Source organism: Arthrobacter sp. UYCu512 (assembly GCF_040547075.1).
Classification (GTDB): Bacteria; Actinomycetota; Actinomycetes; order Actinomycetales; family Micrococcaceae; genus Arthrobacter.
Genome location: NZ_JBEPPA010000003.1, coordinates 203,096 through 224,951, shown reverse-complemented (window position 1 = coordinate 224,951; position 21,856 = coordinate 203,096). Strand labels below are relative to the sequence as shown.

At 67.0% G+C, this 21,856-nt stretch carries 14 protein-coding genes; 7 read left to right on the top strand and 7 right to left on the bottom strand.

Going from position 1 to position 21,856, the window contains the following annotated elements:
* Window positions 1-129: 129 nt before the first annotated feature.
* The gene (locus tag ABIB49_RS04960; protein ID WP_354156781.1) at window positions 130-1,641 is read left to right on the top strand and encodes an HNH endonuclease; all 1,512 of its coding nucleotides are present in this window, start codon (window positions 130-132) and stop codon (window positions 1,639-1,641) included.
* A gap of 102 nt (window positions 1,642-1,743) precedes the next feature.
* On the opposite strand, the gene ABIB49_RS04955 is transcribed toward ABIB49_RS04960, so the two are convergent.
* Genes ABIB49_RS04955 through ABIB49_RS04945 form a run of 3 tightly spaced genes read right to left on the bottom strand, consistent with a single transcriptional unit; the run spans window position 1,744 to window position 5,440 of the window.
* Window positions 1,744-4,284, bottom strand: a complete 2,541-nt coding sequence (locus ABIB49_RS04955) for an MMPL family transporter (RefSeq protein WP_226773635.1) — start codon at window positions 4,282-4,284, stop codon at window positions 1,744-1,746.
* 1 nt (window position 4,285) lies between these two features.
* Window positions 4,286-5,020 carry a TetR/AcrR family transcriptional regulator gene (locus tag ABIB49_RS04950; protein WP_502913756.1) on the bottom strand — a complete coding sequence of 245 codons (735 nt, stop codon included), beginning with the start codon at window positions 5,018-5,020 and terminating at the stop codon, window positions 4,286-4,288.
* Between the two features lie 27 nt (window positions 5,021-5,047).
* Window positions 5,048-5,440, bottom strand: coding sequence for a YbjQ family protein (locus ABIB49_RS04945; protein WP_226773634.1), 393 nt, complete (start codon window positions 5,438-5,440; stop codon window positions 5,048-5,050).
* A gap of 213 nt (window positions 5,441-5,653) precedes the next feature.
* On the opposite strand from ABIB49_RS04945, the gene ABIB49_RS04940 reads away from it, so the two are divergent.
* A complete protein-coding gene (locus tag ABIB49_RS04940) occupies window positions 5,654-6,229 on the top strand; it encodes a hypothetical protein (RefSeq protein WP_226773633.1) in 576 nt (191 codons plus the stop codon).
* 92 nt (window positions 6,230-6,321) lie between these two features.
* On the opposite strand, the gene ABIB49_RS04935 is transcribed toward ABIB49_RS04940, so the two are convergent.
* The 4 genes from ABIB49_RS04935 to ABIB49_RS04920 form a co-directional block, all read right to left on the bottom strand.
* Complete coding sequence (locus tag ABIB49_RS04935; protein WP_226773632.1) at window positions 6,322-7,770, bottom strand: dicarboxylate/amino acid:cation symporter; 1,449 nt, start codon at window positions 7,768-7,770, stop codon at window positions 6,322-6,324.
* A gap of 209 nt (window positions 7,771-7,979) precedes the next feature.
* Complete coding sequence (locus tag ABIB49_RS04930) at window positions 7,980-9,689, bottom strand: DUF885 domain-containing protein (protein ID WP_226773631.1); 1,710 nt, start codon at window positions 9,687-9,689, stop codon at window positions 7,980-7,982.
* Between the two features lie 93 nt (window positions 9,690-9,782).
* The gene (locus ABIB49_RS04925; protein ID WP_226773630.1) at window positions 9,783-10,019 is read right to left on the bottom strand and encodes an acyl-CoA carboxylase subunit epsilon; all 237 of its coding nucleotides are present in this window, start codon (window positions 10,017-10,019) and stop codon (window positions 9,783-9,785) included.
* Window positions 10,016-11,599, bottom strand: a complete 1,584-nt coding sequence (locus tag ABIB49_RS04920) for an acyl-CoA carboxylase subunit beta (RefSeq protein ID WP_226773629.1) — start codon at window positions 11,597-11,599, stop codon at window positions 10,016-10,018. The genes ABIB49_RS04925 and ABIB49_RS04920 overlap by 4 nt, the downstream gene beginning before the upstream one ends.
* 292 nt (window positions 11,600-11,891) lie before the next feature.
* Here ABIB49_RS04920 and ABIB49_RS04915 point away from each other — a divergent pair, with 292 nt between their 5' ends.
* The 5 genes from ABIB49_RS04915 to ABIB49_RS04895 all read left to right on the top strand — a co-directional run bounded on the left by ABIB49_RS04915 (window position 11,892) and on the right by ABIB49_RS04895 (window position 21,854).
* Entirely contained in the window at window positions 11,892-12,782 is an 891-nt protein-coding gene (locus ABIB49_RS04915) for an SDR family oxidoreductase (RefSeq protein WP_226773628.1), read from the top strand.
* Window positions 12,783-12,855: 73 nt separating this feature from the next.
* Window positions 12,856-13,785, top strand: coding sequence for a biotin--[acetyl-CoA-carboxylase] ligase (locus ABIB49_RS04910; RefSeq protein ID WP_226773627.1), 930 nt, complete (start codon window positions 12,856-12,858; stop codon window positions 13,783-13,785).
* Entirely contained in the window at window positions 13,778-14,383 is a 606-nt protein-coding gene (locus ABIB49_RS04905; RefSeq protein ID WP_226773626.1) for a PH domain-containing protein, read from the top strand. The genes ABIB49_RS04910 and ABIB49_RS04905 overlap by 8 nt, the downstream gene beginning before the upstream one ends.
* Entirely contained in the window at window positions 14,373-15,497 is a 1,125-nt protein-coding gene (locus tag ABIB49_RS04900) for an adenylate/guanylate cyclase domain-containing protein (RefSeq protein ID WP_226773625.1), read from the top strand. Before ABIB49_RS04905 ends, ABIB49_RS04900 begins: the two co-directional genes overlap by 11 nt.
* Before the next feature lie 255 nt (window positions 15,498-15,752).
* Entirely contained in the window at window positions 15,753-21,854 is a 6,102-nt protein-coding gene (locus tag ABIB49_RS04895) for an Ig-like domain-containing protein (protein ID WP_282468161.1), read from the top strand.
* Window positions 21,855-21,856 lie beyond the last annotated feature (2 nt).

Sequence of the window (21,856 nt, the reverse complement as noted above, 5' to 3'; positions counted from 1 at the left end):
AATAATGTCGTAGCCCTGCGGAACACTTGACCTATGGACGGTTATGGGTCGTCCGCGGCGGTTCCGGCAGCAATGGGGTGCACCTGCGCCTTTGGCTGCGGGAAGAAGCCGGGAACGGAAGAGGCAGCCATGGCTTTCGGGAGCGACGTGCCTGTGCCGGACGCTGCCTGGCTAATTGCTGAAATCCGGTCCCTGGAGGACCAAAAGTCCGCCCTGGCCGCCCGTCAGGCCCGGCTGTCCGTCGCTTTCGATCTGCTCCAGCGCCGCGAACAGTCGGACGCCGGGATGCCGGCCGCGGAGCTCGGTGCCGGGGTCGGGGCGCAGATCGCCCTCGCCCGCCGCGAATCACCCGCCAAAGGCAGCCGGCTTTTAGGGTTGGCGAAGGCCCTGGTCACCGAAATGCCCCACACCTTGGCCGCGCTGGAGGCGGGGCAGCTCAACGAATGGCGCGCCACCCTCCTCGTGCGTGAAACCGCGTGCCTGTGCGCCGACGGCCGCTGCGCCGTGGATGAGGAACTGGCGCCGGACACCGGAACCTTCGACGGCGCCGGAGACCGTGCGCTCGTCGCCGCGGCCCGCACCGCGGCCTACCGGCGCGACCCCCGCTCCGTCACCGGCCGTGCCAGCCACGCCGCCGCCGAACGCCACGTTAGCCTCCGCCCGGCCCCGGACACCATGTGTTATCTGACCGCCCTGCTCCCTGTCACCGAGGGCGTGGCTGTCCACGCAGCCCTGAGCAGGAATGCAGACAGCCTTCGCGCCGGCGGGGACCCCCGGACCCGTGGCCAGCTCATGGCGGATGCCCTTGTGGAGCGCACCACTGGAACCCCAGGGGGTATCAGCGGCATCGAGATCCAACTCGTGATGACCGACCGCACCCTCTTCCAGGCCGACAGCGAACCCGCCCGCTTCCCCGGCTACGGCATCGTCCCCGCCGGCTGGGCCCGCGAAGTTCTTGCCAACCCGGGTAACGGCGAAAACACGGCCTTGAACGTTTGGCTCCGCCGGCTCTTCACCGCGCCCGGCCCGGGCGAGCTGACAGCGGTGGAGTCGAAGGCCCGGCTCTTCCCGCCCGGGCTGCGTCGCTTCCTCACCATCCGGGACCAGACCTGCCGCACACCGTACTGCGACGCCCCGATCCGGCACGCCGACCACATCATCCCCTGGCACCACAACGGCACCACCAGACACAGCAACGGCGCCGGGCTCTGTGAAGCCTGCAACCACACCAAAGAAACCCCCGGCTGGAGCTCACGGCCACGCCCTGGACCACTGCCGGGCCAACGGCACATCCTTGAAGTCACCACCCCCACCGGCCACAGCTATCACTCCACCGCCCCTCCGTTACCGGGGGCAAGTGCAGGTGCAGAAGCAGGCGCGGGGACAAGCGCGGGTGCAGGTGCAGAAGCAGGCGCGGGGACAAGCGCGGGTGCAGGTGCAGGAGCAAGCGCGGGTGCAGGTGCAGAAGCAAGCGCGGGAAAAGGTGCAGACCCGCCGCAGCCGGACCCAGCGGTGGCCAGCAACCGCGACCGCCGCGACCGCCGCCGCGAACGCCGCGAACGCCGCGAACGCCGCGAACGCCGCGAACGGGCCAGGACGCTCCTTCGTGCCCGGGCGAAGAGCCGCCAAGGGGCCCAATGAGTAACCGGTAAGGCCACCCTCGAACGTGCCCACAACAGAGCCGCCCGCCGATCAGAGTGATCAGCGGGCGGCCAGTTTGGTGCTTGGGGGCAGCCGGTGGAGCTACCGGGCAGCGGTTCCGGCGCTTTCCGCGACGGGATCCCCGGCGTCGGCATTGGGCTTGCGCAGCTTGGCACCTTCGACGTCCACATCCGGCAGGATCCGGTCCAGCCAGCGGGGCAGCCACCAGGCCTTTTCGCCGAGCAGGTACATCACGGCCGGAACGATCGTCATCCGGACCACAAAGGCGTCAATCAGCACACCAAAGGCCATCGCAAAGCCGAGCGGCCGGACCATGTTCAGGTGCGAGAAGATAAAGCCCGAGAACACACTGACCATAATGATCGCGGCGGCGGTAACCACCGCAGCGGCATGGCTGAAGCCGGAGCGGACCGCATGTTTGGCCGATTCGCCGTGCATATATGACTCGCGCATGCCGGAGGCGATGAACACCTGGTAGTCCATCGCCAGGCCGAACAGCACACCGATCAGGATGATGGGCAGGAAGCTCAGCACTGCACCGGGGTTCTCGACGCCAAAGACAGCCCCGAGCCAGCCCCACTGGTAGACCGCGACGACGGCTCCGAAGGCGGCGGCCAGCGAGAGCAGGAAACCGCCGGTCGCCAGCAGCGGAACCCAAATGGAGCGGAACACCAGCAGGAGCAGGACCAGCGAGAGGCCCACCACAATCATCAGGTAGGGCGGCAGCGCGTCACCGAGCTTGGTGGACACATCGACGTTGCCGGCGGTCTGGCCGGTGAGGCCGATGCTGACGCCGGTGGAGTCCTTGATCTGGCCCTTCTCGGCGCGGAGTTCGGAGACCACCCGGACGGTGCTGGCGCTGGCGGGGCCTTCCTTCGGAATGACCTGGAACACGGCGGTCCGGCGGTCCTCGCTCAGGGCCAGCGGCACGGCTGCGCTGACATTGTCGGTTCCGCGCAGGATGTCCGCGACGTCGAACTGCTTGGCCTGGGCCTCGGCTACGCTGAGTCCCGCCGGGAAGTCACCCACCACAATGATCGGGCCGGTCATGCCCTCACCGAAGCTTCGTTTGGTGACGTCATAGGCCTTGAATGCCTGCGAGGCGACCGGCTCGGAGCTGGCGTCCGGCAGGGCGAGCCGGAGCTGGCTGGCCGGCAGCGCCACAACCCCGAGCAGGACCACTCCGGCGAGCAGGGCCAGCCACGGGTGGTTGGTTACCACACCGCCCCAGCCGTGGCTGCTGCGGTACTCGTCCTTGGCACGGTCATCGGTTTCGTGGCCGGGCGCGGCATTGTGCTTTTCCGCCTTGGCCCAGGCCCGTTTAGAGATCAGTTTTCGGCCCACCAGGGAGAGGACGGCCGGCGTCAGTGTCAGGGCAACGACGACGGCGACGGCCACCGTCGCCGCGGCCGAGAGGCCCATCACGGCGAGGAACGGAAGACCCGGGACCACCAGGGCTGCGAGGGCGATGATCACGGTGAGGCCGGCGAAGAGCACGGCGTTGCCGGAGGTGCCGGTTGCCAGCGCCACTGACTCCTCGGGGTCCATGCCCGCGAGCATTTGGCCGCGGTGCCGATTGACGATGAACAGGGAGTAGTCGATCCCGACCGCAAGGCCAAGCATCAGTGCCAGCATCGGCGAGATGGAGCTCATGTCCATAGTGCCGCTGAGGGCAAAGGTGCCGCCCACTCCGACGGCGACGCCGACAATTGCCATCAGCAGTGGAAGTCCGGCGGCGATCAGGGTCCCGAGCATAATGATCAGCACCAGGGCGGCTACGGCGATGCCGAGAATTTCGGCGGTGCCAAAGAGCTCAGAGATGTCTTCGCTGATTTCCTTGCTGGGCAGCGCAGTGACGTTGGCGGCGGAAACCTCCTTGGCGATGTCCTGGACTTCCTGGCGGACCTCTGGCTTGAGCCCGTTGATTGAGGTCTTGAACTGGACCTGTGCAATCGCGGCCTTGCCGTCCTCGGAGACGAAACGGAGGCCCTTCGAGGCTTCCATCTGGCGTGCTCCCAGGGCCAGCTTGGCTTCGCCTGCCTGGAGGTCCTTGGTGCCGGCGTCCAGCTTTGCCTGACCGTCGGCGAGGGCCGCCTTCTGCTGGCCGAGCTGTGCCTCGATCGCGGCGGGCGCCATACCGGCCGCCGTCATTTGCTGCTCGGCCGCGTCCAGCTTGGCTTTTCCTGCCGCGAGTTCTGCGGCGGACTGCTCCAGCCGGGCTTTCCCGGCGGCGGACTGCTCCTGGCCTGCTGCCAGATCCGTGCCCGCCTTATCCAGCTGCGCCTGGGTGGCGAACGGATCAACCGTTCCCTGAACGTCGGGGAGCGTCTTGAGCTTGGCCAGCGCAGCCGTGACGGCTTCCTTTCCGGCCTGGCTGAACTGGGCATCGTTCGCTTCGAAAACCACACTCGCGGAGCCGCCGGAGGATGCGGGGAGCTCATTTTTGAGCTTGTCCGCCATCTGCTGGGTCTCGGTTCCCGGGATCTGGAAGTTGTTGGACAAGGTGCCGTGGAAAGCGGCTGCCGCGCCGCCGACGGCCACCAACACCGCGAGCCATACGGAGATGACAAGCCAGCGGTGCCGGTAGGAGAACTTGCCGAGGCGGTAGAGCAAAAGTGCCATGTCAGAGCCGATCTGCGAAAAGGGTGGAGTTGGAGTTGGCGGCCGGAGTGCCGGCCTGAAGGGTCCCGGGGCGGGCAAATCCGGAGCCGAGCAGGCTCATGGAATCGATCAGGAGCTGCCGGAGGACGGATAGGGACTCCGGTGTGAGTGATCCGCCGCACCGGGCGAACCAGACATCCATGGCGGCTTTGCCACAGGAGATTACTGAGCCGGCCAGTGCCCGGAGGTACAGCTCATCGAGTTCGACGCCGCCGCCACTGACACGCTCGCGGGCTGCGGTGATGATCTGGCCCGTGCAGTGGTCCCAGGCTTCCAGCTCGGAGCGGCTCAGCTGCGGATAGGCCTGGCCGAGGCTGTACAGCTCGGCCAACGGGGCCACCGTCATCGGATCGGCCAGTTCCGCCAGCGCGGCACGGGCGGAGTCCAGGAAGGGTTCTCCGGCCGGGCGCAGCCGGAACTGCTGAAGGGCCTTGTCCAGGAAGCCGAAGGTGACCGCGGCGATGGCGGCTTCGGTGCTGCCGAAATAGTTAAAGAACGTGCGGCGCGAGATTCCGGCAGCATCAGCGATGTCCTCGACCGTGAAGTTGCCCGGACCATTGGATCGGAGCAAGGCCAGCGCTGAGTCGATGATGGCCTGGCGGGTGGCGGCCTTGTTCAGCTCACGGCGCGACGGCGCCTCGGGCAGGGTCTCGGCCGCAGGAGGTACCGCGGCTCGGGAGGGCAGGGATGGATGCACGTATTTACACTACGTGCATGTTTGCACTCAGGGCAAATTTCTGTCCGCGGCAGCTTGGCTCAGGAAGGCCGACTGGCCGGTGGCCCCCGGTTCGCCGGCCGGGATCGGCACGATGAATACCGCTGTACCGTAGGCGCAGACCTCGGTCCACGTGGTCCCCAGCTGGGAGTTGTCGAAACGCAAGGCAACTATGGCGTTGGCCCCGCGTTGTTCCGCCTCTGTGACCATCCGCGCCATCACCTGCTGCCTGCTCTCGTAGAGCATGCGCGTCATTTCGGGCAGTTCCCCGCCGCCAAGGGAACGGAAGCCGGCCATCACCTGGCCGCCGATATCCCGGGCGCGGACGGTAAGGCCCATGACCTCGCCGAATACTGCGTCAATCCGGTGGCCGGGGATGTCATTGGAGGTCACGATCAGCATGCACCGAGCCTACCGACTCCGGAGCTCCCCGGACCGGAACCGCAGCGCGGAAACCGGCCAAAGTTCCGGCAGGCGGCGACCGCCTGGCTTCACAGGAAGATGAAAGGTTCCGGACAGCTTCTGCCGAAGTGCCCGGCGGAGACTGGAACTACGTCTTGGAAGAGACAATCACCAATGGCAGCGGGCACGAAGCTGCAGAACAGGAGACAGCGCATGTCACGAACGAAGAGAATGACACTCGCGATTTCGGCCGGGGCCCTGGCCCTCGGAGCCGGGCTTGGGGTCACCGGGATGGCCTCAGCCGCCACCACGCCGACCCCCAGCCCCAGCTCCAGCGCTTCGACAGAGGCAACGCCGGGCGCCACCGAGGGTGGGGGCATGCGGGGCGGACACGGACACGGTGGTGGCGATCGCGGCGCAGCCCAGGCTGCCGAACTCGCTGCCAAGCTCGGCGTGGACGAGGCCAAGGTAACGGAGGCCCTGAAGGCGTTCCGCGAAGCCAATAAGCCGGCCACACCGCCGGCCGAAGGCACCAAGCCGGACCGGGCCACCAGGGAGGCGGCACTGGCGAAGTCACTCGCTGCCTCCCTCGGAATCGATGAATCCAAGGTCACCACGGCGCTGGAGGAGCTGCGCACCGCTGCACAGGCCGACCGGGCTGCGGTATTAAAGACCCGTCTGGACAAGGCCGTCACCGATGGCACCCTGACCCAGGCCGAGGCGGACGCCGTGGCAAAGGCAGTGGCAGCGGGAGTTATCGGCGGGGGCGAAGGCCGGGGCGGACACTAGGATCCTGCGTCGCCGCCGTCCCTGAGCCGGCAACACCAATGAAGTCCCCGGGAACCTCCCGGGGACTTCCTTTGGTTCTGCCCGGGGCCGGGTTATCCCTTGGCGGCGGCCAGCTCGCGGCCATCCGGGGACGCTGCGGGAGCGGCTGCGGCGGAAGGGTCGACGGCGCCGGCGGCGGTTTCGTCGTCGTCCGCGAACGGGTCACCGTTGCGCGGTGCGTTGTAGAGCGACTCGTCGAGGATGCCCTGGCGCTTGGCCACGATGGTGGGGATCAAAGCCTGCCCGGCCACGTTGACCGCAGTGCGGCCCATGTCCAGGATCGGGTCGATCGCCAGCAGGAGTCCGACGCCGGCCAGCGGCAGTCCCAGTGTGGAGAGCGTCAGGGTCAGCATAACGACGGCGCCGGTGGTTCCGGCGGTTGCGGCGGAGCCCAGCACGGAGACGAGGGCAATCAGCAGGTACTGCGTGAAGTCCAGTTGGATGCCGAAGAACTGGGCCACGAAGATCGCCGAGACGGCCGGGTAGATTGCGGCGCAGCCGTCCATCTTGGTGGTGGCGCCAAGCGGCACGGCGAAGGAGGCATAGGCGCGGGGTACGCCCAGGCTGCGTTCGGTCACGCGCTGGGTCAGCGGCAGGGTACCCACGGATGAGCGGGAGACGAAGGCCAGCTGCACGGCGGGCCAGACGCCGGAGTAGTACTGCTTGACGGACAGGCCGTGGCTGCGGATGAGGACCGGGTAGACCACAAACAGCACCAGGGCCAGGCCCACGTAGATGGCGAAGGTGAACTTGCCCAGCGAACCGATGGTGTCCCAGCCGTAGATCGCCACGGCGTTGCCGATCAGGCCGACGGTGCCGAGCGGGGCGACCCGGATGATCCACCAGAGGACCTTCTGGATCACGGCCAGGGCTGCGGCGTTGAGGTTCAGGAACGGCTCGGCGGCCTTGCCCACCTTCAGGGCTGCGATGCCAACGGCGACCGCGATCACCAGGATCTGCAGGACGTTGAAGCTCACCGAAGTGGTGGCGACGCCGTCGGCCACGGTAGTGCTGGCGCCGAGGCCCAGGAAGTTCTTCGGGAACAGGCCGACCAGGAAGGCCCACCAGTCGCCGGACTTGCCGTTGTACTTGGCCTCCTGGGTGATGCCGGTATTGGCGCCGGGCTGCAGGAACACCCCCAGGCCGATGCCGATCAGCACGGCGATCAAGGCGGTGATGGCGAACCAGAGCAGTGTGTTCCAGGCCAGCCGGGCGGCGTTGGAGACGGCACGCAGGTTGGAGATGGAGCTCACGACTGCCGTGAAGATAAGGGGCACTACGGCGGTCTGCAGCAGCGAGACGTAGCTCGAGCCGATGGTCTGCAGGGTTGCGCCGAGGGCATTGGGGTTCGCCTTGGTGCTGCCCGTGTACTTGGCCAGCAGGCCGAGACCCAGGCCTACGATCAGGGCGGCGATGATCTGGAAGCCGAACGAGCCGGCCCACTTGGGCAGCTGGAAGCCGGTCTTTCCGGCGGATGCGGGGGTGCTTGTCTGAGTGCTCACTGGAACACGCTAGGACTGCGGCACTTAGCACGGCGAACGAACGTTGAGAAATGTTACGCGGGGGGTTTTCGGTCCCGGCCACGGAATCACGGGATTTCCGCCGGAAGACTACCCGTTTGTGAAGTTATTCCCCGGTCGAATGTGGCGATTGTCTCGTGAAGCAGGGATAGGAGGATGGCCGATCTCCGGGACGGAGGGTCGTTGCGGGCCTATCCCAGCAGCGCCCGCTTCAGGGTGTCCAGTCCGACGGAGCCCAGGTTGAGCGCCTTGGTGTGGAAGGCCTTCAGGTCAAAGCCCGGCCGGGATTCGAGCTCGGCGCGGATCTGCTCCCACAGCCGCTGGCCCACCTTGTACGACGGCGCCTGGCCCGGCCAACCGAGGTAGCGGGTGAATTCGAAGCTCAGCTGGCCTTCGCTGATGGCGAGGTTCTGCTGGAGGAAGCCGTACCCTTGCTCCGGAGTCCAGGTGCCCGACCCCCAACGCTCGGGCACCTCCAGCTCCAGGTGGACACCAATGTCGAACACCACGCGGGCGGCACGCATGCGCTGCATGTCCAGCATGCCCATGTGGTCACCAGGGTCCGTCAGGTAGCCCAACTCCTGCATCAGCTTCTCGGCGTAGAGCGCCCAGCCTTCACCGTGACCGGAGGTCCAGCAGACGTTCCGGCGCCACTTGTTCAGCAGCTCCCGGCGGTAGGTTGCGGTCGCCACCTGCAGGTGGTGGCCGGGGACGCCCTCGTGGTAGACCGTGGTGGTCTCGGCCCAGGTGGTGAAGGTGTCCTCACCCGGCGGGACGGACCACCACATCCGGCCCGGACGGCTGAAGTCGTCCGAGGGTCCGGTGTAGTAGATGCCGCCTTCATCAGTCGGGGCAATCTTGCACTCCAGGGTCTTCATCACCTCCGGGATGTCGAAGTGCACTCCCGCGAGGTCGGCCACGGCCTTGTCGGAAAGCTCCTGCATCCAGGCCTGCAGGGCATCGGTGCCCTTAAGCTGCCGGGCGGGGTCGTTGTTGAGGATCTCCTTGGCTTCCCCGATCGTGGCGCCGGGACGGATCTGCCCGGCCACATGCTCCTGTTCGGCGATCAGCCGGTCGAGCTCCTGCACACCCCAGGCGTAGGTTTCCTCGAGGTCCACGGTGGCGCCCAGGAACGCGCGGGAGGCCAGCGCGTAGCGCTCACGGCCCACTGCGTCCTTCGCCGGGGCAACGGGCAGCAACTCGGACTCGAGGAAGCCGGCCAGCCGGGAGTAGGCGACGCGCGCGGCGGCAGCCCCGGCGTCGAGCTTGGACTGCACGTCCTCGGGCAGCGGGCCCGCCGTGGTCTTGGCGTTGGCGGCCAGCCTGGCGAAGAAACCGTCCTCTGCGGCGTGCTTGGTGGTCTGCTCGATCACAATCTCCACCTGGCGGGCGGCGGCGACCTTGCCGCCCTCCTTGGCGGCGCGCAGCGACACTATGTAGCCGTCCAGCGCGTCGGGAACGTTGGTCGCGCGGCCGGCAATGTGGTCCCACTGCGCGGCGGTGTCCGTCGGCATCAGGTCGAAGATTGCGCGGATCTCCTGCGCCGGGGAAGCGATGTTGTTCAGCTCCGCCAGGCCCCAGCCGGAGTCGTGGATTTCCAGCTGCAGGCCCAGGCGCTCGCGCATGGCATCGAGGGTGACGGCGTCGACGTCGTCCGCCGGTTCCAGGCCGTCCAGCGCCGTTAGGGCCTCGCGCGCGGCAGCGGCGAAACCCTCGTGCCCGGCGGGGGAGTAATCCTGGTATTCCGTCTCGTGGCCCGGAAGGCCAAGCTCGGTGGCGAAGCTCGGGTTGAGCCGGATCAGGGTCTCCGTAAAAGCGTCGGCGACGGCGTCGATGGCGGTGTGCGCCCGCCCGGGACCCGGGTTGTTGGCAGCTGTGGTGTCAGGGGTTTCTATACTCACCCGACAGACACTAGCCGGGCCCGGGCCGTTATGAAAGGGTTGCTGCACTTTCCCCGGTGGCTGACGGCCGGAACCCAACCTGGGGAGGGAGGCTCAGCCCCGGCTGCGCTTCCACGAGCCAGGCCCGGGCCCGGGTGCCAGCTGCAGCTGCTGCCGGCGGATCCAGTGCCGGGCGCTTGGCTTGTCCGTGCCGGCCGGCTCGCTGCTGCCCAGGGAAAGCACCACTGCTGTCAGGGCCGCGAGTTCCTCGGGTGTCGGCTCGCCCTTGACCACGGCGAGCAGTGGGTGCTCCGCCGGCTGCGCATCCCCGGGCTCGAATGCCGACGTCACAGCGGGATGTTCCCGTGCTTCTTCGCAGGCAGGCTGGCGCGCTTGTCCCGCAGGGCACGGAGGCCCTTGATGATCTGCACCCTCGTCTCGGACGGGGCGATCACTGCGTCCACATAGCCGAGCTGGGCTGCCTGGTAGGGGTTGAGCAGCTCCTCTTCGTACTGCCGGATGACCTCGGCACGCTTGGCTTCGACGTCGCCGCCGGCTTCCGCGACTGCGGCGAGTTCGCGGCGGTACAGGATGTTGACGGCGCCCTGGGCGCCCATCACACCGATCTGCGCGGTCGGCCACGCCAGGTTGAGGTCGGCGCCGAGCTTTTTGGAGCCCATCACGATGTACGCTCCGCCGTAGGCCTTGCGGGTGATGACCGTCAGCTTCGGCACTGTCGCTTCGGCGTAGGCGTAGAGCAGCTTGGCGCCGCGGCGGATGATGCCCTGGAATTCCTGGTCCTTGCCGGGCAGGAAGCCTGGCACGTCCACGAGCGTAATGATCGGAATGTTGAACGCGTCGCAATGCCGGACAAAGCGGGCAGCCTTCTCCGAGGCCGCGATGTCCAGCGTGCCCGCGAACTGCATGGGCTGGTTGGCCACAATGCCCACGGTGTGGCCTTCGACCCGGCCGTAGCCGATGATGACGTTCGGTGCGTACAGCGACTGCATCTCCAGGAAGTGTGCGTCGTCCACGATCTGCTCAATGACCTTGCGAATGTCGTACGGCTGATTGGCCGAGTCCGGGATCAGCGCGTCCAGGGCGAAGTCTTCGTCGTCGAGTTCCAGCTCTTGGGAATGCTCCAGCACCGGGGCCTCGGCGAGGTTGTTGGAGGGCAGGAAGTCCAGGAGTTCGCGGACGAACTCGACCGCGTCGGCCTCATCGGAGGCCAGATAGGTGGACGTTCCCGTGTTGGTGTTGTGCTGGCGGGCGCCGCCCAGGGTTTCCATGTCCACGTCTTCGCCAGTGACCGTCTTGATCACGTCCGGGCCGGTGATGAACATGTGGGAGGTCTTGTCCACCATCACCACGAAGTCGGTCAGGGCGGGGGAGTAGGCCGCGCCGCCGGCGGAGGGGCCCATGATGAGGGAAATCTGGGGGACAACGCCGGAGGCATGGACGTTGTTTCGGAAGATGTCCGCGAACATCGCCAGCGAGGCAACGCCCTCCTGGATCCGTGCTCCGCCGCCGTCGAGGATGCCAACAACAGGGCAGCCGTTGCGCAGCGCGAATTCCTGGACCTTAACGATCTTCTCGCCGTTGACCTGGCTCAGGGAGCCGCCGTAGACGGAGAAGTCCTGGCTGTACACGGCTACGGGCCGGCCGTCCACCGTGCCGTAGCCGGAAACCAGGCCATCGCCGAGCGGCTTCTTCTTCTCCATGCCGAAGGCCGTGGAGCGGTGCACGGCCAGGGCATCAAACTCGACGAAGGAGCCGGCGTCGAGCAGCAGGTCGATCCGCTCGCGGCCGGTGTTTTTGCCGCGGGCGTGCTGCTTCTCGATCGCTTCCGGGCCGGAGGGCTGAACAGCTCGGGCCTGGCGGTCGCGGAAATCGGCAATCTTTCCCGCGGTCGTGGTCAGATCGTGGCTCATCAAGTGTCTCCGGCTCTGTAGCTGATGTTCTGCTGAATCGTGGTGGTATTCATGGTGCGCGGTGCGGTGGCCCCGTCCGTGTGGCGCTTTAGCTGGTCTCCACAAAAACCGGTCCTTGTTGGCAAGTCTAGTGACGCTATTGGCCCAGGCCGCTGTAGAAAACCTACAATAATCGCCCCGACTCTCACCGGCACCACCACCCCGGCCGGCCCGGAAATTGTCCGGACCGGAGCATCGCCGGGCGCCGCATCAGTGTTACTGGTCGGTAACATGAGTCGGCTAGAGTGTCCTTATGACTTCGAGCACTGATGCTTCGGGCGCCGCCGCAGGGCCCTACCAGGCCGCCGGTTCCCTCCAGGGCCGCACCATCCTCATCTCCGGGGGAAGCCGCGGCATCGGGCTGGCCATCGCTACCCGCGCCGCGCGCGACGGCGCCAACATCGTGCTGATGGCCAAGACCGGCCAGCCGCACGCCAAGCTGGAGGGAACTGTCTACTCCGCCGCCGAACAGATCGAGGCGGCAGGCGGGCAGGCGCTGCCGCTGGTCGGTGACGTGCGCAACGACGCGGATGTTGCCGGCGCCGTCGCAGCCGCCGTCGAACGCTTCGGCGGGATCGACATAGTCATCAACAACGCCTCCGCCATCGATCTTTCCAAGACCGACAAAGTCGACATGAAGCGCTACGACCTGATGCACGACATTAACGTCCGCGGCACCTTCCTGCTCTCCAAGCTCGCCCTGCCGGCGTTGCGCGAATCCGACGCCGGCCAGATCCTGACGCTCTCCCCGCCGCTGAACCTGGACCCCAAGTGGGCCGGCCTGCACCTGGCCTACACAATGGCGAAGTACGGCATGAGCCTGACCACCCTGGGCCTCGCCGAGGAGCTGAAGATCGACGGAATCAACGTGAACTCGCTCTGGCCCTGCACCCTGATCAACACCGCCGCAATCCGCAATATGCCGGGCGGCGAAAAGATCGTCCAGGGTGCCCGCGGCCCCGAAATCATGGCGGACGCCGCCCATGCGGTGTTGACCAGCAGCAATGCGATTCCGGAATCCGGCAGCTGGAGCGGGAACTTCTACACCGACGAGCAGGTCCTGGCCGCCGCCGGGGTCACCGACTTCACCGGCTACAGCCTTGGCGCACCGGAAGACCGGCTCATTCCTGACATCTTCCTCTGAGTTCACTGTGGTTTCGGTGCCGCCGGCGGAGCGGGAAGCGCCACCCCGGCGCTGACTCGGTAGGATTCAAAGCATGGAAGCCGCGCAGGAAGCCCCGGACCGTCCGCCCTTTGACCTCAACGCCCTCAGCGATCAGGCGTTCCTCGCCGCGGCCGGGATACCGCAGCTGACGGTGGTCGACTCGACCGGTTCCACCAACGCGGACCTGCTCCGCGGTGTCACCGAAGACCCCCGCTCGTACCCGGATCTCACAGTGCTCACCGCCGAATACCAGAGCGCCGCCCGCGGCCGCCTTGACCGGCGCTGGGAGGCCCCTGCCGGAAGCTCAATCTCCGTCTCGGTGGTGCTGCGCCCGGTCAATGCCGGGGGAAGGCCGTTGCCTACCCAGAGTTACTCCTGGCTTTCGCTGCTGGCGGCCCTTGCCCTGCGTGAGGCACTGCTGGAAACGGCCGGAATTCCCGCGGAACTCAAATGGCCCAACGACGTTCTGGTCCGTGGCCGGAAGATTGCCGGCATCCTGGCCCAGCTGGGCCCCAGGGACGGCGGCGCCGTGCCGCCCGTGGTGCTGGGGACGGGGCTGAACGTTACCCTCACCCAGGCCGAACTCCCGGTGCCTACCGCCACGTCCGTCCTGCTGGAGCACCCGACCACAGTGGATCGGACCGAACTGCTGAAGAGCTACCTGTCCCGGTTCGCCACCCTTTACCGCAGTTTCTGCAACGCCGACGGCGATCCCGCCGCGGGGCTGGCAGGGGGTCCCGCACTGCACAAGCGGGTCGAGCATGTGCTGACGACGCTGGGTAAGCAGGTCCGCGCGCAGCTCCCGGGGGACCATGAAATCATCGGCCACGCCACCCGCCTGGATGACTACGGCTCCCTGCTGGTGGTGGACGCCGGCGGGCACGAGCACGTGGTGACGGCCGGTGACGTTGTGCACCTGCGGCCCTGGTCGCCGCCAGGCGAGGGAACCAACCCCGGAAGTGCCCCAAGCGGTTATGCGTAAAGAGCTGCTCCCGGGCGAACAGGTCATTGTGATCACCCGGCCGCAGCCGCGGACCCTGCTGTGGCCGGCGTTGGCGTTTATCCTTGTTCCTGCCCTCGCGGCCTTTGCCAGCGCCTGGATAGTCAAGGGCGGCCCGGCCAAGCTCGCCCCGGTCCTCGCAAATGAGGCGGCAAACGCGACGCCCTGGCTGATCGGGAGCTGTGTGGTTCTCGCCGCCTCGGTGCTGCTGGGCTATTGCCTGCCCCGGACCATAACCTGGCAGACCACAAAGTACATCCTGACCAGCCAGCGCCTGATTGCCCGGTACGGCATGCTCAGGCGGCGGGATCAGCAGGTTTTCCTGGCCGCAGTCCGTAATGTGGTGATCCACCAGTCGTTGCTCCAACGCGTATTGCGCTCCGGGAATATATCCTTGGAAGCCGGGCACCCCGCGGGCATGGTGGTTCCCGACGTCCCGGAAGTCGCGACGTTCCGAAATTTCATCCTCGACGCCATTAATGAACTCCCGCGGGAGGTTCCAGGCGCCGTGGATCTGATGCACAACCCCGATCCGGTCTGGCCGGGGGAGACGAGAGAAGGTGGAAGAAATGAGCGCTGAGAACGTTCCCCCGGAGCAGCCCCGGGCTGAACCAGCAGAACCGGACGCCATCGCCCCTCCCACCGGGACCATGTCCGCCGAACGCATCGCGTTGAAAGCCCTGGAGCAGCGGCTGCTCGGCGGGGAACGCAAGCTCCGCCGCCGTGAAGTCGCCGCCGGCGCGGGCCTCTCGCTGCTTTCCGCCCGCAAACTCTGGCGTGCCCTGGGTTTTCCCAACATCGGCGACGAGGACGTCGCCTTTACCGAACGTGACCAGGCCGCGCTGAACACCATCGTGGATTTGGTCCGCGCCGGCAAACTCACCGAGGAAGCCGCGATTTCCGTCACCCGCGCCATCGGCCAGATGACGGACCGGATGGTTGTCTGGCAGGTCGAGGCGCTGGTGGAGGACATGGTTGACCAGCAGGGCGTCTCAGACCCTGTCGCCCGCAAAAACATGGTCAGCCAACTGCCTTCGCTCGTGGACGCGCTCGAGGAGATGCTGGTTTACTCCTGGCGCCGCCAGCTCAACGCCGGCGTCCAGCGCCTGGCTGTCCGCGCCGAGGCCGGGCTGGCTTCCAGTGAGGAAGGCCGCGAAGGTGACGAGGATGACGCCCCGCTTCCGCTGGCCAGGGCGGTCGGCTTCGCGGACCTGGTCTCGTACACGAGCCTGTCGCGCCGGATGAACGAAAAGACCCTTGCCCAGCTGGTGCAGCGTTTCGAGAACAAGTGCGCCGAGATTATTTCGGTGGGCGGCGGCCGCCTCGTCAAGACGGTGGGCGATGAAGTCCTCTACATTGCCGAAACACCCGCAGCCGGCGCCGAGATCTCCCTCGCCCTGTGCCAGGCCTTCACCGACGATGAGATCCTGCCGCAGGCCCGGGTGGCGATGGTGTGGGGCCGGATCCTGTCCCGGCTCGGCGACATCTACGGACCCACGGTGAACCTGGCGGCCCGGCTCACCGCGCTGGCGGACCCGGGCACTGTGCTCGTTGACTCGATGACCGCGGCCGCGCTGGAACAGGACGACCGCTTCGTCCTTCAGCCGCGGCCGGCCGAAGACGTCCGCGGCTTCGGCGAAATCCACCCGGTCCAGTTGCAGCGCGGCAGTGGCCGCGGACTGGTCCTGGACTAAAGCAGCCGCCGGGCTGCGCCGATGCCGTCCCGTCCGGCCGTGAACCGGCAGGTGTTTCTCTAATCGATGGTTGATATGGAATAGTCGACGCTATCTGGCAACCACACGCGCAATGCGCCCTGTGCCGTGGCCGGGACTTTCTGGGGGACATAAGCACACATGAAGACCTTCCTTGACGCCTTGCGGCCAAAAACCCGCCGGCCGGATGCCGCACGCCCGCTGACCGGCCCCTTCGCCGCCCCCCGGCGCCGGGTTATGGCCGGCACCGGCCTCGCTGTTGCCTCCGCCGTCCTGATTACCGGGGCCATCATTTATCCGGGGTTTAAGACCGCTGAGGTTCAGTTGAACGATGGCGGGGTGTGGGTGGTGTCGAAGTCGAAGAATGCGGTGGGTCGGTTGAATTATCCGTCCCGGGTTTTGGATGGTGCGGTGACGCCGGCGAGTTCGACTTTTGATGTGTTGCAGGATGCCGGGACTGTGTTTGTTGATGATAGTGCGGGTTCGACGTTGAATCAGGTGTCGGCGGCGCAGATGCGGTTGGGTGGGGATAAGAAGTTGCCGGGTTCGGCGGCGGTGAGTTTTGGTTCGGCGGTTATTGCGGTGACGGATCCGGCGAAGGGTACGGTGTGGGCGCTCTCGCCCTCGACGGTGAATGGTTTTGATGCTGAGGAGTCCGAGCCGGTGCTGGCTGGTTCGGCCGGGACGGTCTCTGCGGTGGGTTCCGATGACCGGATTTACAGTGCGGATCCGAAGACCGGTCAGGTGACGGTGACCTCGGTGGATGCTGAGGGCAAGGTGGAGCACTCGAGCGTCAGCGTCTGGGACGGGCTCAAGGGTGCGGGGGATTTGCAACTGAGCGTGGTGGGGGATGCGCCGGTGGTCCTGGATGCGGGGCGGGGAAAGTTGTTCCTGCCGGGCGGGCGTGAGTTGGCGTTGGAGCAGGCTCGGGATGCGAAGTTGCAGCTTTCGGGTCCGGCTGCGGACTCGGTCGCCGTTGCCACGCCGAAGGCGTTGTTGAAACAGCCGCTGGACGGGTCGACGGCGAAGACTGTCAGCTTTGGCGGGCAGGGTGTGCCGGCGGCGCCGGTGCAGCTTGCGGGGTGCATTCATGCGGCGTGGTCGGGGGCGAATAAGTATGTCCGTGAGTGTGTTAATGATGCTGATGACAAGAGCGTGGATGTGCCGAAGGCGAGTGCTTCGCCGTCGTATGTGTTCCGGGTGAACCGGGATTTGGTGGTCCTGAACGATGTGAACTCGGGCAATGTGTGGCTGGTGAACCAGAACATGCAGCTGGTCAACAACTGGGACGACGTCATCCCGCCGCAGCAGACTTCCGACGACGCCGACAAAGACTCCGCCGACGAAGTCCAGCAGACAGTGCTCCCGGACCGCACCAAACCCAACAGTGCCCCCGCGGCCAAACCGGACAGCTTTGGGGTGCGTGCCGGCAAGACCACCATCCTCCCGGTACTGGATAACGATTCCGACCCCGACGGCGACATCCTCACCGTCCGGGCGCCGGATCCGATCAGATCCGGGCTCCTGGCCCCGATCTACGGATCGACCGGATTCCAGGTCAGCGTGCCGGCAGACCGGACCGGCTCGGAAACGTTCAAATACACGGCAGACGATGGCCGCGGGCTCTCCGCCGCGGCCGACGTTACACTCACAGTCATCCCCGCCGGGGAGAATTCCGCCCCGCGGCAGAAAACCAACCGCAACACTGCCCTGGTGGTCCAGTCCGGCAAAATCGTCAGCCAGAACATCCTCCCCGACTGGATCGACCCCGACGGCGATGACCTCTACGTCGTCAGCGCCACCAGCAGCGACCCCCGGGACCAGGTCAAGGCCCGTCCGGACGGCCTGCTGAGCTTCCAGGACGCCGGTGCTGAGCCGGGACGCAAGACCGTCACCGTGACGGTCTCCGACGGCCGGTCCAGTACCGAAGGGAAGATCACCGTCGACGTCCGTGCGGCCGGCGCCCTCCCGCCGATCGCCAACGCGGACCACGTGGTCGCCGTCGCCGGTGTGGACACCCTGATTGCTCCGCTGAAAAACGACTCGGACCCCCAGGGCGGCGCGCTCCGCCTCGCCCAGGTCAGCCCGGACGGCAACTCGACGGCCACGATGGGGGCGGACCAGCAGACCTTTACCTTCAACTCCACCGCCCAGTCCGCCCACTACGTCACCTACCTCGTGACCAACGGCCCGGCGAGTGCCCAGCAGCTGGTCCGCGTCGATGTGGTCCCCGGCGGCGGGGACGGCACCCCCGTGGCCGTCCGCGACACCGCCCTGCTGCCCAGCGGCGGCAGCGTCCTGGTGGATGTGCTCGGCAACGACTCCGATCCCTCGGGCGGTGTGCTGGTGGTGCAATCCGTGACCGCGGCAGACGGCCTGCCCGTGAACGTTGCCGTGCTGGACCACTCCGTTGTCCGGATCACCGACATCCGCGCGCAGGGCCAGCTCAACATCACTTACACCATCTCCAACGGCAAATCCTCCGCCAGCGGGGAGATCGCCGTACTGGTGGTCCCGGCCCCGACCAAGCTCCAGGCCCCGCAGGCGAAACCGGACGAAGCGACCGTGCGGGCCGGGGACGTCGTGACCATCCCGGTCCTGGCGAACGACACCGACCCCAACGGTGGAAAACTCACCCTGGAACCGGTGCTCGCGCAACAACCGGATGCCGCGGACGGCCGCATCTTCACCGCCGGTAACTCCCTGCGCTTCATTGCCGGTGAAGTTCCGAAGACCGTCTACGCGATCTACAAGGTCACCAACGCCTCCGGGCAGTCGGACTCCCAGCAGGTCACCATCCGGGTCCGGGGCCGCGACGACGAGCGGAACACCCGCCCCGAGCCGAAGAACCTCACGGCCCGCGTGGTGGCAGGGATGACCGTCCGGATCCCCGTGCCGCTAGACGGTGTTGATGCCGACGGCGACTCCGTCCAGCTGACCGGCGTGGAGAAGGCCCCCGCCATGGGAACAGCCTTGGTCAAGGACGGCTACCTCGAATTCACCGCGGCCGGCAAGGCGGCCGGAACAGACACCTTCAGCTACCGCGTCCGGGACCGGATCGGCGCCGAAAACACCGGCACGGTCATCATCGGCATCGCGCCGCAGGAGGCAAACAACCAGAAGCCCATCGCCGTCGATGACGGGGTGGACGTCAGGCCCGGCCGCAAGATCGCCGTCGAGGCCCTCCAGAACGATTCGGACCCGGACGGGGACCCGATCAGCCTGGTCGGCAACGGCTTTGAGGCCCGCGGCGAACTCGCGGTCGAGGCGGCCGAGGGTGGCAAGGTGCTCCTTACAGCCCCCGGCGCCGCCAGCAACGAGAGCGTCAGCTACAAGATCCAGGACGACAAAAAAGCTCAGGGCAGCGCCGTCATCCGGGTCCGGGTCAGCCCGGACGCCGCCCTGAAACTGCCCATCGCGAGGGACGACGTGGTGACCCCCGCCGAAACACTTGGCAAGGCCGCCGTCGACGTCCCCGTCCTGAAGAACGACTCGGATCCCGACGGCGTCGGGTCCGACCTTAGGATCAGCCTGCCCGACGGCAACCCGAACGCCCGGGTGGGCGACGGCAGTGTCCGGGTGGCCCTCGCGCCGACGGACCAGCTGGTCCCCTACACAGTTACCGACGTCGACGGCCAAAGCGCGACGGCGGTCATTTGGGTCCCCGGCCAGGGCGAAGAGCACCCCACGCTGGCCAAAACCGACGTCGTCGAAGTGATGGCCGGCAAGCAAATCGACCTGGACCTGAACGACTACGTCCGGGTCCGGGAGGGCCGCACGCCCCGGATCACCCAGCTGGACAACGTCCGTGTGCAGGGCGCTGACCCGCAGAACGTCGTGGCAGGCAACGGCAGCGCGCTGCGCTACGCCGCGCTCAAGGACTATGTGGGCCCCGGCTCCGTCACCTTCGAAGTCACCGACGGCACCGGACCGGACGATCCGCAGGGCCTCAAATCCACCCTCAGTATCATCACCACTGTGATTCCCGATCCGAACGCGAACCACCAGCCGAGCTTCAGCGGAGCCACCCTGGAGGTGCCCAAGGCTGAGTCCGCGAGCCTGGAGCTGGGCAACCTGGCCAAGGACGTTGACTCCGGGGACCAGGAGAAGCTCACGTTCGAACTCGACGGCACCCTGCCCGAAGGCTTCAAGGCATCCATGGATGGCGGGACCCTGAAGGTCACCGCAGACTCCGCCAAGGCCGCCGGCTGGAAGGGCAGCATCCCGGTCAAGGTCACCGATGGCCGCTCCGAGCCGGTCAAGGCAAGCATCACGGCGACCGTCGTGGCCTCCAACCGTCCGCTGCCGGTCGCGAACGAGGACGTCATCGAGAAAGCCAACGCCGGCAAGACCGAGACCATCAATGTGCTCGCCAACGATTTCAACCCCTTCAGCGACACCCCGCTGAAGATTGTCGCCGCCACCGTGGAAACCGGCTCCGCAGCCGGACAGCCAGTAGTTGCCGGGGACTCGATCACGCTCACCCCGGCCGCCGGTTTCAAGGGCGTGCTGGTGCTGCGCTACACCGTGATGGACAAAACCAACGACGTGTCCCGGCAGACCGATGGCCGGGTCCGGATCACGGTCCGGGACAAGCCGGATGCCCCCTCGGCGCCGGCCGCCACCGACGTGCGCAGCCGGACAGCTGTGCTCAAATGGGCGCCGCCCTCGGACAATGGTGCCACCATCAGCAAATACGCGGTGCGCTCCAGCAACGGCTTCAGCCAGGAGTGCCCGACCACCACCTGCACACTCAGCGGACTGACCAACGACGTTAAGTACGTCTTCACCGTAACCGCCACCAACGAGGTGGGGGAGTCCGTGCCCTCGCCGGCCTCCAACGAGATCAGGCCGGACGAGAAGCCCTCGCCGCCGGAGGCCCCCACGGTCAAAGCCGGGGACAAGAACATGGTGATCGCCTGGCCCGCGGCCAAGTCCGAAGGCTCGGCCGTGAAGAGCTACAACCTGGAGATCTCCCCGCCGCCGGCCAGCGGAATCGCCGTGAAAAACGGTGTGGCCGGCCTCGGCTACACCTGGCCCGGGCTGACCAACGGCGTGCGGTACAAGGTCCGCGCCCAGGCCGTCAACGAACTCGGCCCCTCTGAGTGGGGCCTCTACTCGGCCGAAGACAACCCCGCCGGCATGCCGGCCGCCCCGGCAGCCCCGACGACGGCTGTGGCATCCGCCGTCGGGAGCTCCAACCAGCTGAAGGTGAACTGGACCGAGCCGAACACCAACGGCGACGCCATCAAGAACTACTACGTCACCATGAGCGGCGGCGGCGGCACCACCCAGACCCAGCTGGTCGCCGGAACGGTGCGGACCGCGAACTTCACCGCGAACAACTCCGAGGCCGGCTACACCTTCACGGTCCAGGCCGAGAACAAAGCGGGTAAAGGCGCGGTCAGTGCGGCCTCGGCACCGCGCCGTGCCACCGGCAAGCTCAGCCCGGTCTCCGGCGTGAGCGCGACGCCGGCGGACACCGGCGGCGCGGGCCGGGCCGTGGTCATCAACTTCCGCGAACTCGACGCGGCCGGGCGCAACGGCTCCCAGCCCGGGGAGGTCAGCTACACGTACTACGCGAGCCCCAGCGGAAAGACCGGGGCAGTGACGCCGGGCCAGAAGGTCGGCGGCTTCACCAACGGCCAGGCCGGCACCATTACCGTGACGGCCAACTCGTCCGTCGCGCCGAGCTCCGACGCCAGTACCGGGGCCGCCGCCACACCGTACGGCGCACCCGGAACGCCCGCGGCGTCCGGGCAGAACGGCGCCGAGAACCAGAAGAACCTCAGCTTCAACTGGAGCTCGCCGTCCACAACGGGCAACGACGTCGCCTACACGCAAATCAAGATCGACACCGGAGGCTGGGAACGGGTCGCCGCCTCGGGCAGCCGGACCATCAACACCGGCGGCTTCAGTGAACCGCACCAGATCCAGGTCCAGACCGTCAACTCAGTCGGTACCGGCGGTCCGATCGCGTCGGCCTCGGCCCGGTCCGGGACCGAGAAGACCCGTTGGACCACCAGGCTCAACACGGGCATGACCCGCAGCTGCACCGACCTGCCCGGCGCGACGTCGTACGACAACAGCCAGCCGGGGAACTTCACCTGCGACGGCCAGGGCGGCACCAACCGGCCGTGGATGGCAGCGTCCGACGTCTTCGACATCATGTGCTGGAAGCCGCACGGCACCCCGTACAGCGGGAACGGCGAGTGGTACTACATCGTGCGCGGTTCGCCGAACCAGACGCGCTGGATCGATTCGCGGCACACGACTATCGGACCACCCGGGCAGAGCGGCGTTCCGCTGTGCACCTTCCCGGTCGGAGCAACACCATAGCC

Coding starts and splice junctions, on each gene's coding strand:
- ABIB49_RS04960 (WP_354156781.1), top strand. CDS start 130: ATGGCTTTCGGGAGCGACGTGCCTGTGCCGGACGCTGCCTGGCTAATT.
- ABIB49_RS04955 (WP_226773635.1), bottom strand. CDS start 4,284: ATGGCACTTTTGCTCTACCGCCTCGGCAAGTTCTCCTACCGGCACCGC.
- ABIB49_RS04945 (WP_226773634.1), bottom strand. CDS start 5,440: ATGCTGATCGTGACCTCCAATGACATCCCCGGCCACCGGATTGACGCA.
- ABIB49_RS04940 (WP_226773633.1), top strand. CDS start 5,654: ATGTCACGAACGAAGAGAATGACACTCGCGATTTCGGCCGGGGCCCTG.
- ABIB49_RS04920 (WP_226773629.1), bottom strand. CDS start 11,599: ATGAGCCACGATCTGACCACGACCGCGGGAAAGATTGCCGATTTCCGC.
- ABIB49_RS04915 (WP_226773628.1), top strand. CDS start 11,892: ATGACTTCGAGCACTGATGCTTCGGGCGCCGCCGCAGGGCCCTACCAG.
- ABIB49_RS04910 (WP_226773627.1), top strand. CDS start 12,856: ATGGAAGCCGCGCAGGAAGCCCCGGACCGTCCGCCCTTTGACCTCAAC.
- ABIB49_RS04905 (WP_226773626.1), top strand. CDS start 13,778: ATGCGTAAAGAGCTGCTCCCGGGCGAACAGGTCATTGTGATCACCCGG.
- ABIB49_RS04900 (WP_226773625.1), top strand. CDS start 14,373: ATGAGCGCTGAGAACGTTCCCCCGGAGCAGCCCCGGGCTGAACCAGCA.
- ABIB49_RS04895 (WP_282468161.1), top strand. CDS start 15,753: ATGGCCGGCACCGGCCTCGCTGTTGCCTCCGCCGTCCTGATTACCGGG.